This is a genomic window from Streptomyces sp. LUP30 (assembly GCF_001746365.1).
GTDB lineage: Bacteria > Actinomycetota > Actinomycetes > Streptomycetales > Streptomycetaceae > Streptomyces.
Map to the genome: position 1 here is coordinate 32,336 of NZ_MJAJ01000002.1, position 15,317 is coordinate 47,652.

At 69.5% G+C, this 15,317-nt stretch carries 17 protein-coding genes; 7 read left to right on the top strand and 10 right to left on the bottom strand.

Features of this window, described 5'->3' with window-relative positions; translation table 11 throughout:
- The first annotated feature begins 60 nt into the window (after window positions 1–60).
- A complete protein-coding gene (locus BG482_RS02150) occupies window positions 61–1,410 on the top strand; it encodes a PHB depolymerase family esterase (protein WP_069767093.1) in 1,350 nt (449 codons plus the stop codon).
- 642 nt (window positions 1,411–2,052) lie between these two features.
- On the opposite strand, the gene BG482_RS02155 is transcribed toward BG482_RS02150, so the two are convergent.
- The 6 genes from BG482_RS02155 to BG482_RS43695 all read right to left on the bottom strand — a co-directional run bounded on the left by BG482_RS02155 (window position 2,053) and on the right by BG482_RS43695 (window position 7,101).
- Window positions 2,053–2,424, bottom strand: a complete 372-nt coding sequence (locus tag BG482_RS02155) for a MerR family transcriptional regulator (protein ID WP_218108759.1) — start codon at window positions 2,422–2,424, stop codon at window positions 2,053–2,055.
- Window positions 2,425–2,450: 26 nt separating this feature from the next.
- Entirely contained in the window at window positions 2,451–3,218 is a 768-nt protein-coding gene (locus tag BG482_RS02160; RefSeq protein ID WP_069767095.1) for an SDR family NAD(P)-dependent oxidoreductase, read from the bottom strand.
- A gap of 52 nt (window positions 3,219–3,270) precedes the next feature.
- Window positions 3,271–3,711 (bottom strand): hypothetical protein, encoded by a 441-nt coding sequence (locus BG482_RS02165; RefSeq protein WP_107450319.1) that lies wholly within the window; start codon window positions 3,709–3,711, stop codon window positions 3,271–3,273.
- 590 nt (window positions 3,712–4,301) lie between these two features.
- Window positions 4,302–5,339 (bottom strand): hypothetical protein, encoded by a 1,038-nt coding sequence (locus tag BG482_RS02175; protein WP_079141525.1) that lies wholly within the window; start codon window positions 5,337–5,339, stop codon window positions 4,302–4,304.
- 299 nt (window positions 5,340–5,638) lie between these two features.
- Window positions 5,639–6,457 carry an SDR family oxidoreductase gene (locus tag BG482_RS02180; protein ID WP_069767097.1) on the bottom strand — a complete coding sequence of 273 codons (819 nt, stop codon included), beginning with the start codon at window positions 6,455–6,457 and terminating at the stop codon, window positions 5,639–5,641.
- Window positions 6,458–6,567: 110 nt separating this feature from the next.
- Window positions 6,568–7,101, bottom strand: coding sequence for a hypothetical protein (locus BG482_RS43695; protein WP_069767098.1), 534 nt, complete (start codon window positions 7,099–7,101; stop codon window positions 6,568–6,570).
- A gap of 93 nt (window positions 7,102–7,194) precedes the next feature.
- On the opposite strand from BG482_RS43695, the gene BG482_RS02190 reads away from it, so the two are divergent.
- Together BG482_RS02190 and BG482_RS02200 are read left to right on the top strand one after the other, a co-directional pair.
- Complete coding sequence (locus BG482_RS02190) at window positions 7,195–7,815, top strand: TetR/AcrR family transcriptional regulator (protein WP_069767099.1); 621 nt, start codon at window positions 7,195–7,197, stop codon at window positions 7,813–7,815.
- 832 nt (window positions 7,816–8,647) lie between these two features.
- Complete coding sequence (locus BG482_RS02200) at window positions 8,648–8,983, top strand: hypothetical protein (protein ID WP_069767101.1); 336 nt, start codon at window positions 8,648–8,650, stop codon at window positions 8,981–8,983.
- A gap of 540 nt (window positions 8,984–9,523) precedes the next feature.
- Here the strand turns inward: BG482_RS02200 and BG482_RS02205 are convergent.
- Complete coding sequence (locus tag BG482_RS02205; RefSeq protein ID WP_069767102.1) at window positions 9,524–9,991, bottom strand: MarR family winged helix-turn-helix transcriptional regulator; 468 nt, start codon at window positions 9,989–9,991, stop codon at window positions 9,524–9,526.
- A gap of 137 nt (window positions 9,992–10,128) precedes the next feature.
- Between BG482_RS02205 and BG482_RS02210 the strand changes: the two genes are divergently transcribed.
- Both BG482_RS02210 and BG482_RS02215 read left to right on the top strand, forming a co-directional pair.
- Window positions 10,129–11,571, top strand: coding sequence for an MFS transporter (locus BG482_RS02210; protein WP_069767103.1), 1,443 nt, complete (start codon window positions 10,129–10,131; stop codon window positions 11,569–11,571).
- Between the two features lie 294 nt (window positions 11,572–11,865).
- Window positions 11,866–12,264, top strand: a complete 399-nt coding sequence (locus BG482_RS02215) for a DUF4440 domain-containing protein (RefSeq protein WP_069767104.1) — start codon at window positions 11,866–11,868, stop codon at window positions 12,262–12,264.
- 160 nt (window positions 12,265–12,424) lie between these two features.
- Here BG482_RS02215 and BG482_RS43350 read toward each other — a convergent pair whose 3' ends face one another.
- Window positions 12,425–12,700, bottom strand: a complete 276-nt coding sequence (locus BG482_RS43350) for a hypothetical protein (protein ID WP_141746530.1) — start codon at window positions 12,698–12,700, stop codon at window positions 12,425–12,427.
- 329 nt (window positions 12,701–13,029) lie between these two features.
- Between BG482_RS43350 and BG482_RS02220 the strand changes: the two genes are divergently transcribed.
- On the top strand, window positions 13,030–13,458 hold the full coding sequence (locus BG482_RS02220; protein WP_069767105.1) for an RICIN domain-containing protein: 429 nt from the start codon (window positions 13,030–13,032) through the stop codon (window positions 13,456–13,458).
- 41 nt (window positions 13,459–13,499) lie between these two features.
- Window positions 13,500–13,706: a hypothetical protein gene (locus BG482_RS02225; RefSeq protein WP_069767106.1), complete on the top strand. Its 207-nt coding sequence runs from the start codon at window positions 13,500–13,502 to the stop codon at window positions 13,704–13,706.
- Between the two features lie 212 nt (window positions 13,707–13,918).
- Here the strand turns inward: BG482_RS02225 and BG482_RS02230 are convergent, their stop codons facing one another.
- Together BG482_RS02230 and BG482_RS02235 are read right to left on the bottom strand one after the other, a co-directional pair.
- Complete coding sequence (locus tag BG482_RS02230) at window positions 13,919–14,194, bottom strand: hypothetical protein (RefSeq protein WP_256096191.1); 276 nt, start codon at window positions 14,192–14,194, stop codon at window positions 13,919–13,921.
- 354 nt (window positions 14,195–14,548) lie between these two features.
- Complete coding sequence (locus tag BG482_RS02235) at window positions 14,549–15,274, bottom strand: peptidylprolyl isomerase (RefSeq protein WP_069767107.1); 726 nt, start codon at window positions 15,272–15,274, stop codon at window positions 14,549–14,551.
- Between the last annotated feature and the right edge of the window lie 43 nt (window positions 15,275–15,317).

Here is a 15,317-nt window from a genome sequence, read left to right on the forward strand (position 1 = left end):
CCGGGGGGCCGGGGCCGGTGTACCACAAGTCCACCCGATCACCGGAAACGAGGTTCCTCCATGAGACGCACTCTGCGCGCGGTCCTGGCGATGGTGCTCCTGCCACTGATCGCGGCCTTAGCGCTCCTGGCGCCCCAACCCGCGGCCGCGGCGAGCCTGACCCGCGTCACCGGCTTCGGGAACAACCCCACCAACCTCAACATGTACGTCTACGTGCCCGACCACGTGGCACCCAGGCCCGCCCTGCTGGTCCTGGTCCACTACTGCGGGGGATCGGCCGGAGGGATCTTCGGCGGCAACGGGCACGACTACGTCACCGCCGCCGACCGGTACGGCTTCGTCATCGTCCTGCCCGAGGCCACCCGTGACGGGCACTGCTTCGACGTATCGTCACCCGCGGCGCTCAGGCGGGACGGCGGCAGCGACTCCACCGGCGTCATGTCGATGGTCGGTTACGCACGCCAGCGCTACAACGTCGACCCGGCCCGCATCGTCGTCAGCGGATTCTCGTCGGGCGCCATGATGACGAACGTGCTGGCTGCCGAGTACCCCGATGTCTTCAGTGCCGCCTCGGCGTTCTCCGGGGTGCCGGCGGGCTGCTTCGCCACCAATAACGGCTCGATGTGGAACAGCCAGTGCTCCGGCGGCACCATCATCAAATCGGCTCAGCAGTGGGGCGACCAGGCCCGATCCATGTATCCGGGCTACACCGGCCGCTACCCCCGTATGCAGGCCTGGCACGGCACCACCGACACGACCCTCGCCTATCCCAACTTCGGCGAGGAGATCAAGCAGTGGACCAACCTCCACGCGCTGAACCAGACACCCACCGCCACCGACCGGCCGCAGTCGTCCTGGACCCGCACCCGCTACGGCGCCACCGGCCCGCAGTCCCCCGTCGAGGGCATCAGCATCGCGGGCACGGGCCACACCCTGCCGCAGCCCGGCATGCTCGCCTACGCCATCACCTTCCTCGGTCTCGACGGCGGCGGCACGACGAATCCGCCGCCCAGCACCTCCGGTGCGCTGCACGCGGTGGGCGCGAGCAAGTGCCTGGACGTGCCGAACGCGTCGACGACGGCGGGTACGCAGCTGCAGATCCGGGATTGCCAGGGCGGGGCCGGCCAGCTCTGGACCCGTACCGGGTCCGGGCAGCTGACGGTGACCATCTCGGGGACCACCTTGTGTCTGGACGCCTACAACCACCAGACCACCTCCGGCACCAAGGTGGTGACCTGGCCGTGCAACGGCGGGGTCAACCAGCAGTGGAACCTCAACGCCGAGGGGGCCGTCACCGGCGTCCAGTCCGGCCTGTGCCTGGACGTCACCGGCGCCTCCACCGCCAACGGCGCCCCGGTCCAACTGTGGACGTGCAGCGGCGGCACCAACCAGAAGTGGAACCTCAGCTGACTCCACCAATGTCCGGGCCAGCCACGCCCGGCCCGGACATTGCGGCTGCCGCTGGAGCATCCGCCCAGTTCGCCGCTTCGAACACCCGTCACTCACGGGCATCTGGAGGCGCCCGAAGGCGCTGAAGGACATGCGGAGGGCACCCGCCAAGTCGAAGCGCACACCCGCAAAGGCGCCCGCGTCATCGCCACAAACGTACGGCCAGAAGGAAACTCCCGCCTCGGCGGTCCTCGGATCTGCGGTGCGGGCGCCCGTCCCCCGAGCCGATCCCCCGCGAGAAAACTTCGGAGCCGCGCCTCTTGTCAGGGCCATGCGGTTCTCCTGCAGTCCCCGCAAACAGATATGCGAGCGCTCCAACACGTTTGGGAACTCCCGGCGCTCGCTGAACTCCAGCCTGTCGCGCACCCGCAGCAGCGCCGCCCACGGGGCGGATCTCGCCGTGTGGAACAGACGCGGTCATCGCCGTGCAGGCCCTTGATCGAGCATCAGGTCGCATACCGCCCTCTCGCAGCGGGTGGTTCGGCGGTGCTGACGTCCAGAACCGTCACGCTCAGCACGAGCGGTGAGGGCTCGTGGTCACCGTGAGTGGCCGTGGGCGGCAGCGGTTCCAGGCTTCTCCGGCTTCTGCGACGAGGTAGGCGTTCAGGCCACTGGGCGGATCCGGCCACCGGTTGCCTGTCGCAACGCGGCTTCCAGTCGGTCGCGGGCCTCGGTCTGGACAGCGATCCGTTCGTCGAGGACCGCCAGTCGTTCCAACGCGACCCGCAGGCCCTTGTCTGAGGGCGGTGCGGCGGCCACATCGCCGTCCAGGCACGGCAGGAACACCCGCACGTCGTCCAGGGTGAGCCCGGCGGCCAGCAGGTAGCGGATGTTGCGGACCCGCACCACCGCCCGCTCGTCGTAGATGCGGTAACCGTTGGGGGCCCGCTGCGAGGAGATCAGTCCGGCCTGCTCGTAGTGCCGCAGCGCACGGGCGGTTGTCCCGGTCTCCCTGGCCAGCTTGCCGATCCGCACCCATCCCACCTCCCGGGCCACTCTTATCACGCCACGACCGCTCCGCCGTCGACCGGGAGTACCACCCCGGTGACGAACGAAGCGTCGGGTGCGGCAAGTCGGGTGACTGCCCAGGCCACCTCCTCGGGGCGGCCGATCCGGGCCAGTGGGGTGTGCGCCAGCTGCCAGTCCCGCACCGCCGCCATCCGCTCCGGCGTCAGGCCCTGGTGCTCGCCGATGGGGGTGTCGATCGCGCCGGGAGCGACCGCCACCACCCGGATCCCGCGGGATGCCAGCTCGACCGCCCAGCTGCGGGTCAGCAACTCCAGAGCGGTCTTGGTAGCCGCATAGACCGAGCTGCCGGGCCAGGCCCGCTGCCCCACCGACGTACTGACATTGACGATCACCCCGCCCGACTTCTCCAGGGGTGGCAGCGCGGCCTGGGCCAGCAGGATGGGAGCGACGAGGTTGGTGGCAAGCTGAGCTGTGATCATCTCCGGCGTCAGCGTGCCGAGGTCGCCGCTGCGAACGATGCCTGCGTTGTTGACCAGCACGTCCAGCCGGCCGTGTGTTTCCAGCATGGTCCGGATGATCCGATCCGGCTCGCCCTCGGCGGTGATGTCTGCGGCCAGCGGCGTGATCCGGTCGTGCCCGGCCGCGGTCTCCTTCAGCGGCTCGGCCCGCCGACCGATCGCGACCACGTGGGCACCCTCGGCGGCGAAGGCACGGGCGGTGGCCCGGCCGATCCCGGTGCCGGCTCCGGTGACGGCGACGACCCTGCTGCTCTGCGGTGCGGTGCTGTTCATGCCGGTCATCGTGCAACCCTGCCGCCAGCGGCAAGGTCAAGCAGCGCCTGTCGGGCGGTAGTCACCGTCGGTGGTCACCGGGGGCATAGTGACGCCAGGTTCCCCCGGCCTCGTCGGCGAGGCGGGCTGTGGTGTCGTCGTGGTAGCCGAGCGTTCGGGCGACCATCGGGGCTGGGGCCCGGAGGACGAGGTGGCGGATCGCCGCTGTGCGTCCTGGCAGGGTCGGGAAGCCCAGGTGGCGGAGCCGAAGTTCCAGAGTCTCCAGGGTCATAGGCTGCCCGGTCCGGCGGCCGGGAAAGGTCCATCGGGCGTCGGGATTTGTCGCGGTCATGGTGTTCAGCCGCTGCCCCAGGTAGTCCAGCAGAATCCCGGCGAACGGGGCCGGGACAGGCGACGGCGGGTCGCCGAGCCGGACGAGGACTTCGTCGTCGTCGTGCTGGACGTGGCCGGTGCTGAGCTGTGAAATCCGTGTCAGCGGCTGCCAGTAGAGGAGAACGAGCACGGCAGCACGGCAGCCACGCGTTCCTGGGGCGGGACGATCAGTACGTTGACGACGGACCGTTCCAAGGCATCAGTCCACGTCCGTGCCGCGGTAGGCGGGTGGGTCGGCTCGTGCCTCTCCTCGTAGTCCAGGTCCTGGTTGCTGAGGGTCCTCATCACCCGTGGGAGGGGAATCTCTAAGTCGCCGTCGGGGAAGCAAGCAAGGCTCAGCACGCCCACGACTCCGCATTATCGTGGGGAGACGCGGGTGAGGGAGGGGCGAACGAGGGACGGGAGGTTCGGGCCGTGGATCTACTCAACTGCACGTCCTCCGGATGCTCCGCCCGCTGCGGCGCCGCTCTCCCTGGCGCTGGGGTCCAGCGCGCCGCCAAGCGCGGGATGACGACGGTGGCTCGGCTGGAGATCTTCTCCGAGAACAGGCCGCGTCGAGCACGGCGGCCAGCCGGTGCTGACCAGGGTCGAGACCCGGGTGACTCCGGCCCCGGGAACCAGAACAGGTACGGAGGCGGGCCGATACGGCCCGCCTCCGTACCTGTTCTGTCTGCTCGACCGTGTCGTCGGCTGCCTGGTCGGCACAGCGTGTGGTCGCCGCTACGCGCTCGCCTGCTTGCTGCTGGTCGGGCGGGAAGCGGAGCTGTGGGTGAGGATGCTGCGGAGTTCGGCGGTCTGCTTGTCGATGGCCTGGGGGCCGTTGCCGGTGAGCAGCCGCACGGACGGCTCGTAGGCCGTTTGCGGGGCGGACATGTTGAGAGAGGACGCGACGGTGAAGCCGGCTTCCTTGATGGCCACGTCGACGAAGTAGGGGAGCCGGGTCTTGCTGCCGGGGACGTGCGGGTAGAGGAAACTCAGCGCGAACAGCTCGCCCATCTTGGGGACGGTCGCGACGGCAGCGGCGAGGAACGGATTGTCCTTCACCGGGTAGGCGGCGCCCTGCGCGTCGATGCGCTGCCGGGTGGAGGTCACCCCGATGGGCGCGTGGCAGATCAACGAGATGGTGACACCGTTCTCCCGGGCCGTGTGGAGGGTTTCGCCGAGCCACGGGTTGTCGCGGAAGTCGACCATGGGGGCGTGACCGCCGGGGGCGTGGATGAAGTCGAAGTCGGCGAAGGTGAACGCATCGGCCGCGTCGCGGTGGCGCTGGACGAGTCCCTGCAGCGAGTGGAAGGTGCCCTCGGGCAGCTTGTCGAGGCGGCGGATCAGTTCGGGGCGGTACTCGGCGAGTTCCGGTTCGCTGTTGGGCAGTAGCTCGGAGACCGGGATCCGGCCGATGTGCCGCTCCAGCAGCCGGACCTCCCGCTCGCGGCGGGCGACCAGCTCGGGGTAGTGCTGCCGGAAGCCGTCGACGGTGAACGAGCGGCGGCGCTGCTGCCTGCGCAGGGTGATGGTCTTGGCGCCGATCTTCTCGATGTAGTGCATGGACAGGGCCATGCCGTTGATGTCGAGTTGCGGGGCGGTGCCGTCGGGGGTGGCGAAGGTGAACTCGTAGTCGTTCTCGAACTCCTCGAGCATCTGAGCCATCTCGACCAGGAAGAACCCGGTCGAGATCGACTTGACCTCGGTCGGCTTGGCCAGCGGCAGCCGGCGACCGGACGAGATGAGGATCAGTGCGCGACGCTTGGTGGTGGGCATGACGGGGCTCCCTTCAGTGGGCCTCGATGGCTTGGAACGGGTGGGGGCCCGTCCGGTCCACCCCTGGTTGTGCTGCTGTTGGTTGTGCGGGACGAGTTGCCCGGGCTGCCGGCCGAGAGGCATCCGCAACGGGAGTGGCATGGCGCTTGCGGAAGCAGGTGACGCCGAAGGTGCTTGGGCGAGGAAGGACCTGCTGCCTGCCGGTGAGGGAGCCTGGGCGGGTGTGCCGCCCAGGATCTCTCCGGTGCCGGCGGTGCGGGTGCACGCCGTGGTGTGGGCGCCCGCGGGCCGGGCGTTGCCTACTTGCCTTCCGCGGCCTTGGAGACGTGCGCCCACTCGGTCCACTCGGCCAGGCGCTGCTGGTAGACCTGTGGTGCCATCTGCGTCGGTCCCTCCCCGAAGAACACGCGCAGCGGCGGCTGCTCGGCGTCGACGAGCGTGAGGATCGCGGACCTGAAGCCGACCGGCTCCGGAAGTACGACCTGCGCCCGCCACGCGGCCATGTTCTCGTGCAGAGCCGCGTACGCGGGGTGCGCGTCGGCGACGACGGCGGATGCACCGGACCAGTCGGTGGCGAAGCCACCGGGTTCGACCAGGGTGACCTTGATGTCGAAGCCGGCGACTTCCTGAGCAAGTGAGTCCGTCATTCCTTCCAGCGCCCATTTCGACGCATGGTAGGCACCGAGGGTCGGGTACGCGATGATGCCGCCTATGGTCGAGATCTGGATGAGGTGGCCAGCGCGCTGCTCGCGGAGGATCGGGAGGACCGCCTGCGTGACATGGAAAACGCCGAACAGGTTCGTCTCGAGCTGGTCGCGCAGCTGCCGCTCGGTGATCTCCTCGACCGTTCCGAAGAGCCCGTAGCCCGCGTTGTTGATGACGACATCGATCCGCCCGAACGTCTCGTGCGCGGACTTCACCGCATCGAACACCTGGTCGCGGTTGGTGACGTCGAGCTCGATGGGGAAGACGGCGTCGCCGTACTGCTCGACCAGGCCACTGAGAGTGGCCGTGTCGCGGGCGGTCGCGGCGACCTTGTCGCCACGCTCGAGGGCGCCGAGGGCGAACTCGCGGCCAAAGCCTTTCGATGCGCCGGTGATGAACCACACTTTGCTCATGATGTGAACCTCCTGTTGATATGGACGGCCGCCCTCAAACGCGAGGGCCGTCTCGATCTAGGTGGCGGCGGTAGCGGCCCGACATGTCATGGGCCGAGGGCCGGCCTTTGCTACTTGTCTTCTGCGGCCTTGGACACGTGCGCCCACTCGGCCCACTCGTCCAGGCGCTGCTGGTACACGGCGGGCACCCACTGGGAGGGCTCCTCGCCGAAGAACACCCGCAGCGGCGGCTCCCCGGCGTCGACGATCTGGAGAGTCGCACCGCCGACACCCTCGGGGCCGGGCATCTGGGCGGAAGCGCCCAGCCCGTTCAGCGACGCGTAAAGCGGGCCGTAGGCGTCCTGACCGTGCGCGGTGAAGACCGCCGAACTCGCGAGGTCGGTGGCCAAGCCGCCGGGCTCGATCATCGTGACCTTGATGCCGAAGCCTGAGACCTCCGGGGAGAGCGCCTCGCTCGTCCCTGCCGTGGAGGACCTCGGTGAGCAGGAGTTGCGCGACCAGCTGGAGACCAACGTGTTCGGGTCGGCCAGCGCCTTGGTGTTGCGGGCGGTGATCGCGCCCTTGTCGCCGCGCTGCAAGGCGGCCTCGGCGAACTGGTGGCCGAAGCCGCGCGAGGAACCCGTGGTGAACCAGACCTTGCTCATAAGAAACACTCCTACTCGAAACACCGAGCCACAAGAAGACTGTAACTCTACTTGAGACTGAGTATCAACTTGAGATTCGTATACTCTTCGGGTATGAGTGACTCCGCCGCTACTCCCACCCCCTCCACGGCCAAGCCCGGGCTGCGCGAGCGCATGCGCGCCACGATCCGGGCGGAAGTGACAGAGGTAGCCCTCAGGCTCTTCACCGAGCAGGGATTCGACCGGACGACCGTCGACCAGATCGCAGCCGAGGCCGGACTGTCACGCGCCAGCCTGTTCCGCCATTTCGGCACGAAAGAGGACATCGTTCTGGCCGACCTGGACGAGATCGGCCGCCAGGTCACCGACGCGCTCGCCGCCCGACCCGATGAGGAGCGGCCCTGGGAGGCACTGCGCCGGGTGTTCGACGTGATGACGCGGATGCTCGAGGCGGAACCCGAGCGGATGCTCAACTATCTGCGAATGCTCCAGGAGACGCCGTCAATACGCGCCCGGCACTTCGAGAAGCAGCTGCACTGGCAGGAGATAATGGCCCCGGAAATCGCACGTCGGCTGGGGGCCAGTCCCAGCCGGCCGGACGATCCCCGGCCGGCCGCCCTCGTCGCGGCCGCCCTCGCCTGCGCAGACGCGGCTTCAGCGACGTGGGTGGCCTGCGAGGGAGCAGTTCCGCTGACCGTGCTGCTCGACCGCGCCATGGGCGCATTCACCGACTAGCCGCTCCGCCCGCGCACGGACCCCACTCCTTGGCTCGCCGCCGCGCCGGACGCCCACGCCGCCCGGCACCCAGTCGGCCAAGGTCCTCCGGGGCCCGCCGTCGGGGAACTCGCTACACCCTCCGTGCACTCGGCCGTTGCGAGGAGTCGATGGCCACCTACCAGCGGGCGACGCGGGCGTTCGAGGAACTGGGCGACCACAGGAACGCCATCGGCTCACTGGTGCGACTCGGGGACACCCGGCTGGCCCAGAGCGACCGCGAAGGGGCACGAGCGGCCCGGGTCAGGGCCCTCGAGAACACCGGCGAGCGAGCCATGCGGCACAGCACTCAGCAGGTCCGCAGCCGGCCCACCGCCCTGGACATGGATGCGGACCCCACGCCCGCCGCGCCGGAGAGGGCGGCCGGAAACCATCGTCTCCCGGTTCGACGCAGCGGTGGTCCGGCGCATCAGGACCTCGACCGGGCGGCTTCCGCACAGGGTCGCTCATCCGCGCATCCGCAGCGGACCCGTGCCGCCGGGGCGACGAACGACACCGACTCGCCGGCGGGCAGGGCGCGGCGAAGCCGTGAACCGATCACAGACGTTCCCTTTCGTTTCGACGGCGGCGCCGGGACACGGCGCAGGCGGGACCGCCTCCCTAGGCGGGGGCGCACCGGCCGGAACGGTGCGGTCACCGGCAGCCGGGCCCGGCAGGTGAACGAACAGCAGGCCCGAACCTCGCGATCTCCAGCGGCCGAGTGAATGCCCGGATGGCGCAGCCCAGCGTGCGGCCAGCTCCAGAGGTTGTTGGAGTAATCACTGTTCATGTCCCCACACACTGGAGAAAGACCATGATGGGTATACGTAAGGCCGTTGCCGCCACCGCGCTGGCTGCCGCTGCGGTTCTGGCTGGGGGCGGCGTGGCCTCCGCCGGCGACGGTTCCGGAGACGACATGGTCCAGCAGGTGCTGGACGCCCGATGCAACGACTTCACCACTCAGGAGGGCCTGATCAACGTCAATCAGGGCCCCGTGTGCATCGACTTCGGCTCAGCAGACGCCAACGCCCGGACCAGCGCCAGCGCGGATGACGACGGCGAAGGCCAGAGCACCGTCTCCTGCAACTCCTTCGTGGAGCAGTACGGTCTGATCAACGTCAACGAGGGCCCGGTCTGTATCAAGTTCTAGCCCCTGCTGACGACGGGCGTACGGCGCGTGATCACCTGGCCGGGCCGCCGGCGGGGTGATCACGCAGGAGAGGCCAGGAACGGGGTTCGAGCCCTTGTGGCACGGGTGGCCGGCAAGCACAGTGTGACTTTGCTGCGGGAGCCGCTCACCGGTCTGCCACTGCGGCCGACCCCGCTCCTGTGCTGCTCTCGACTCGGCTGTCGACAGTGCCACAGCGCAGCTGGTCAACGCCTGGACAACGTGGAAGACACCGTGCGCCTGGAGACGTCTGGGGGGTGTTCGGTCGGGCCGTTCAACGCTGCCACCGCGGGCAGGGGCCCACCTCCACCAAGCGCGACCACGCCTGGTCTGCGACCCGGACCTCGCCGACACCCGTGAGGCCCCCCGAACGGCTTGAGCGCGCGCATCAACCCCAGAGTCGTACGGAAGTGGTCGCGAAGGGGCCGGCCAAGTCCGGCGCGCGGGTCGGATTTCACCGGCGAGTCGGAGTATCCGGTGAGCCGAATCGTCCGGCGAATCGAGTCCTCCGGTGCGGGCCGGTCATCCGCTGAGCCGGGCTGTCGCCTTGCGCTGGGCCTCGGTCATGACAGCGAGGAAGCGGTTCACCGTCTCCAGTTCCTCGGCGTCGAACTCCTCGCACGCGGCGACGATGTCGCGCGCCCAGTCCTGGAAGAACACGGCCAGTTCGGCCAGCTTCTCCTCATTCAGCTCGACCAGCACCCGCCGCTTGTCCGTGGGGTGCTCCACCCGGCGGACGAAGCCCTTCGCGGCGAGCCGGTCGACCAGGCCGGTGACGGACGCCGGGGCGAGCCCGGTGAGCCCGGCCAGCTCCTTCGCGGTGAGCGGGCCGCGCCGCTCGAGGAAGTCGAGGGTCTTCTCCTCGGTGGCGTTCAGCCCCTGCTTGGCGGCGACCGCCGAATGGAACATGACGGTGACGGCACTGTGCTGCCGACCGACGACCATGAGGCGCTCCAGCGCCGCGGCCCGCCGGGATTCTGCCTCGGTCATGCGACCAGACTAACAAATATTTCGTTCGCCCGAACTAAGCACTTGCGGCGAGCGCCCCACGCCTGCAACTATTTCGTTAGGCCGAACGAAATAAATCTGGCCCTTCACCTCGCCCACGTCACCCACGGGAGACACCCATGTCCGCGACTCTCACCCCGCCTCCGCACACTGGCGTCCTTCCCCACCCCCACCGCTGGGCCGCCGCCGTCGTGATGATGATCGGGGCCCTGATGGACCTCCTCGACACGACGATCGTCAACGTTGCGATCCCGTCCATCGGGCGAGATCTGCACGCCTCCACCGGCGACCTCCAATGGACCGTCTCCGCCTACCTCCTCGGCTTCGCCGCCGCCCTGATCGTCAGCGGACACCTTGGCGACCGCTTCGGTCGCCGCGCCCTCTTCCTCACCGGCATCGCCGGCTTCGGCCTCGCCAGCCTCGCCTGCGGACTCGCCCAGACGCCCGGCCAACTGATCGCGGCCCGGGCCGTCCAGGGCCTCCTGGCGGCGATCCTCGTCCCCCAGGTCATCGGCTCCTTCCGCACCCTCTTCCAGGGGAGGGAGCGCGGCGCGGCCTTTGGCATGTACGGCGCCGTCGCCGGCTTCGCCTCGGCGATCGGGCTGCTGCTCGGCGGACTCCTCACCGACGCCGACCTCTTCGGCTGGGGATGGCGATCGGTGTTCCTGGTGAACGTTCCGATCGCGGCGGCCACCCTGGTCGCCGGGGCCCTGCTGGTGCCCGCCACGAAAGAGCGCTCAGCGGGCCGCCCCGACCTGCTCGGCAGCCTCGTGCTGGCCGCGGCACTGGTCGCGATCGTGCTGCCCCTGGTCCAAGGCCGCCAGAACGGCTGGCCGTTGTGGGGCTGGATCTGCCTGACCGCCGGAGTGCTCTCCCTCGCCGGACTCGCCGTGGTGGAGGCGCGCCGACGCGGTACCGGCCCCCTCCCGCTGCTCCCGGCCCGCGCCTTCCGCCTTCCCGCGTTCTCCGTCGGGGTCCTGGTCCAGCTTCTCTTCTCCCTCGGCATGCAGGGCTTCTTCCTCGTCTTCGCCGTATGGCTCCAGGCAGGCGAGGACTACACCCCGATGCAGGCCGGCATGGTCACCGTGGCCTTCTCGGCGGGCAGCTTCCTCACCGCACCGGCCGCAGACACCTTCGCCGTGCGCTACGGCCGTCTCGTCCTGGGCGCCGGCGCACTGCTCATGGCCGCCGGCTTCGCATGGGTGGGCGCGGCCGTCGCGGGCAGCGCCGACGCGCACACCGGGGCCTGGCCACTGGCCCCCGGTCTGTTCGTCGCCGGTGCCGGACTCGGCTTCCTCGTGGTGCCCCTGGTCAACGTCGTCCTGTCCGCCGTGCCCACCGACCTCGCAGGCGGCGCGTCCGGCATCTTCTCCACCGCCCAGCAGTTCGGCGGAGCCCTCGGCGCCGCGCTCATCGGCACCGTCTTCTTCGGCCACGCACAGGATGGTCCGACCCGGGCCTTGAGCGCCGCCATGCCCTGGGTGACCGGCGGCTTCGTAGGCTGCGCGATCCTGTGCACCCTGCTCCCGCGCACGGCGACCTCCCGACCGACCGACGCCTGACAACAGACGGCCCGCTTCCGAACGCCCCTTGCCGACCCGCAGGACGGCCATCGGGCCCGCCCAGGACCGGTCTACGTGTCGCACGCTGCTGGCAGGGGAGCCGCAGTCCCGCCCGCGGCGGACGCCTCCGGTTGCGCGAGGACGCCGGCACCTCCTCGCCGACCTGCAGGCTGCCTACGTCCAGGGGCTGGATTTCGGTCCTGCTCAGAGCGGGCCAGTCCATGGAGCTGCCGCGGGCCGCCGTGGCCGACGGCGGCACATTGTCTGAGCTCCTTCGGTGTTACTGTCGCGCCCATGTCCAAGACCGAGATCGACGCGGTGACCGCCGACTTCTTCGGTGCCTTTGACAACCGGGTTGGCAAGGTCGCCGATGTGGCCCGGATCCGCCGGCTGATTCTTCCAAGCGGTGTGATCGTCAAGTCCGGCCCGGAGTTCACGGTCTATACCGTCGACGAGTTCATCGAGCCTCGCCAGCGGTTGCTGACCGACGGTCGGCTTGTCGAGTTCTCCGAGTGGGAGGTCTCCGAGCGGACCGAGATTGCGGGCGATATCGCGTCGCGGTTCGGCGAGTATCGCAAGTCCGGGATCCTGGACGGTGAGTTGTACGAGGGTGGCGGGACCAAGACCATCCAGTTCGTCCGCACCTCGGACGGCTGGCGGATCGCCGCACTCGCCTGGTACGACCAGTCCTGAGGCTGTCGAGCACGGGCCGGACAGTCATACAGCCACCTACACCTCTTGAACTTCTGCTCCTACGAGGTGACGTAGCGCTCACGGAACGCACCCGTGGGATCGGTCGGCTCAGTCCCGGGGCACCGCGCCCTGTACGTCTGTGCTCACTGCTCTACGTCTGTCAGATGAAGTACGGCGCAGCACCGGTGGCGTGCTCCTGGTGGTGCGCCGTGGGCGGTGGATGGTGCGGGCGGCCGGACGGGCGGGGCCTGGCCGGGCCGAGAACGCGCCGTCCGATGCCCGCGCCGGGGTCCGGGTCGCCGACAGACAGGGTCGGCGGGCGGTGCGGGTGGACGTCCGCTGCGCGCTGCGCGGCGGTGCCGGGCCGGTCTGCGGATCCGGAGCCGTGGGGCGTGGGGGCGGGGCCGGTGGCCGGAGGGCGGCGAGGGGTGCTCACAGCTCCAGCCTTGGCCGAGGCTTTGTGACGTCGACTGCTGCGAGAAGCGGGGCGGCCCGCGCGGTCATGCGGGCCCACGGAGTATCCGGGAGCGGGGGCCATCCGTCGTTGGTCACGGCGGCCGCGCGAACCTCACCGCGTCCCTGCCCAGGCTCGCGGAGCGTACGCCCGCGCGGATATCCCCATGGCAGGCCACAGGTTCGCCGCCGAGGGCGGTTTCGGCCTGGCAGAGGCTTCCTGGACCCGGGGGGATGTCAGCGTGGATACGGCATCGCTGCCGGGCGGCTGGCCGGCCCGGCTCTCGCACCCCCTGAAACGAGGAAGCCCGCATGACCGCTGTCTTCACCGCCGCGCTGATCGCCCGTCACAGCGACAAGGCCGTGTCCGTCCACGGCGAGAAGAAGGACAACGGCACTGCCGTCGTCCAGTGGCCGTTCGCCGACGGCGACCATCAGAAGTGGAACCTGGAAGCCACCACCGGCGGCTACTACGTCGTACGTGCCGTCCACAGCGGCAAGGCGATGTCCGTCAACGCCGAAAGCCACGACAACGGCGCGGCGATCGTGCAGTGGGGCGCCACCGCCGGCAAGGAACATCAGCAGTGGCGCCTGGTGCAGAAGGACAACGAGTACTTCGCGCTGCAGAACCGCAACAGCGGCCTGTTCCTGTCCGTCAACGCGGAGAGCACCGACAACGGCACCGCCCTGGTCCAGTGGCCCGGCGGCGACGGCGACCATCAGCAGTTCCGCCTCGCCTGACGACCGCCGAATCACCCCATGAGCGCCCATTCGCCGGCGCTTTGAACGACACTGACGAATCCATCACCACCGCGGAACTTGGCAAGTGGCTCGGTCGGCGAGGCGAGGATCCCTACGCGCTCGTCGACATCTTCGGAGGGCCGGGCGCGAGCCGGGACAGCCGCATCAGCGTCGAGGAACGGCTCACGGAGGAGGCCGGGCTCTCGCGTCACTCCTTACTGTTCCGGGCCGCCGAACCCCAATACTGACCGTTCACCTGGTGAGCCGCCCGGACGCCTCCACGTCAGTGGGGCGTCCGGGCGGACGCCACCTGCCCGGTCGCCCTGCCGCGGCGCGAGAAGCGCCGTCGGCGTTGCCGATCCGCCGCCGTATTGGACCACCTGACGCGACAGTCCCTGGTCGAGTACATCGGCCGGACGTCGCCAACCGGCTCGGACAGACCAGCCGCGTCCCCGGGCTGTCAGGCAGTGGGACGCCGTCTGACGCCGCCGCTGCCGCTGCCGCTGCCGCTGCCGTTCAGCGGGATCAGGGTTTCCAGGTGAGCGCCTGTGACCCACGAGCCCAGCAGGTCGCGGTGCAGGGCCACGACGTCCTGGCGCAGCGCCGGGCCCAGTGCGGCCTTCGCGAACGCGCGACAGGTGGTGACGAACAGGACTACGTCCGCGCCGTGTTCGAGGCGGGCGGTGCTGACGAACTTCTTGCATTCCCTGAGAAGACACGCGGCGCTGCGGCGCATACTTTTTGACCTGGACGCCCAGCTTGCGGCCGTCGGCCAGATAGCCGATGGCATCCGCGGGCCACACCACCGACCAGTGCCCGGCTACCCCGCCACGGCGGCCGGCGCCACCACCGCGCCCCAGCCCTGCACCTGTCTGCGCGCCCGCTTCTTCGACCACCATCGCCGTCGACGTGCCGTCTTCACTTCCCCACTCCCCCAAGCGATGCCCCGCAGTGCGCACCGGCGGGCGCCGTCCGGCCCGTACGTGTGCGGGAACTCATCGGCTGGCGCCTGAGTGACGCCGCTCGCAGGCTGTCCCGGAATGTTCAAGATCCCCCGGCCCGCCGGGGTGGGTGGCCGCACCGCAGTTCATCAGGACCGGCAGGACTGCCAAACCTTGAGCAGCTCGGTCCGCAACGCGGGTGCGCCGTCCACAGGTGCAGGGTCCTGCGTAGTCGGCGCGACACCGCCGGCGGCGACCTTGTCGAGCGTCTTCAGTCCAGCGATGGCTACGGTTCCGAACACTGTGTAGTTGGGCCGTAGCGCGGAGTCGCCGTAGACGACGAAGAACTGGGAACCGTTCGTGTTCGGACCGGCGTTGGCCATCGCGAGCAAACCGCGCCCATAAAGGCGACGGACACCGGTCGGATCGCTCGGCGTCGGCGGCAGGTCCACGGGCAGCTCATCTTTGTACTCGTACCCCGGCCCACCTTCGCCAGTGCCGGTCGGGTCGCCACACTGCAGGACCTTCAGCGTCGGATACGCCGTCAGTCGATGGCACACCGTACGGTCGTAGAACCCGTGCCGCGCCAGGTGCAGGAAGCTCTGGACCGTGCACGGCGCCTTGGCCCGGTCCAGAGTCAGCGGGAGCGGACCCTGGCTGGTCCGGACGGCCATACCGAGCGTGCCGTGATCGGGGGTGTGCCGCGGGTCGGGCGGCAGAGGAACCCGCCGCGCCGGCGGTTCGTCCGGGGTCTGGGTGTACTGGCAAGGGCCATGCGTGGTTCGCGGAGGGGCTTCGGCAGCGGAGGCGGTGACGTTCCCCCCTGACATGACCAAGGCTGCTGCCGCTAATACGGTCATGAGAGTTCGGTTCATCCTGCACATCCTCCAAAAGATCGCTACGTTTCGGAGCCGTGGC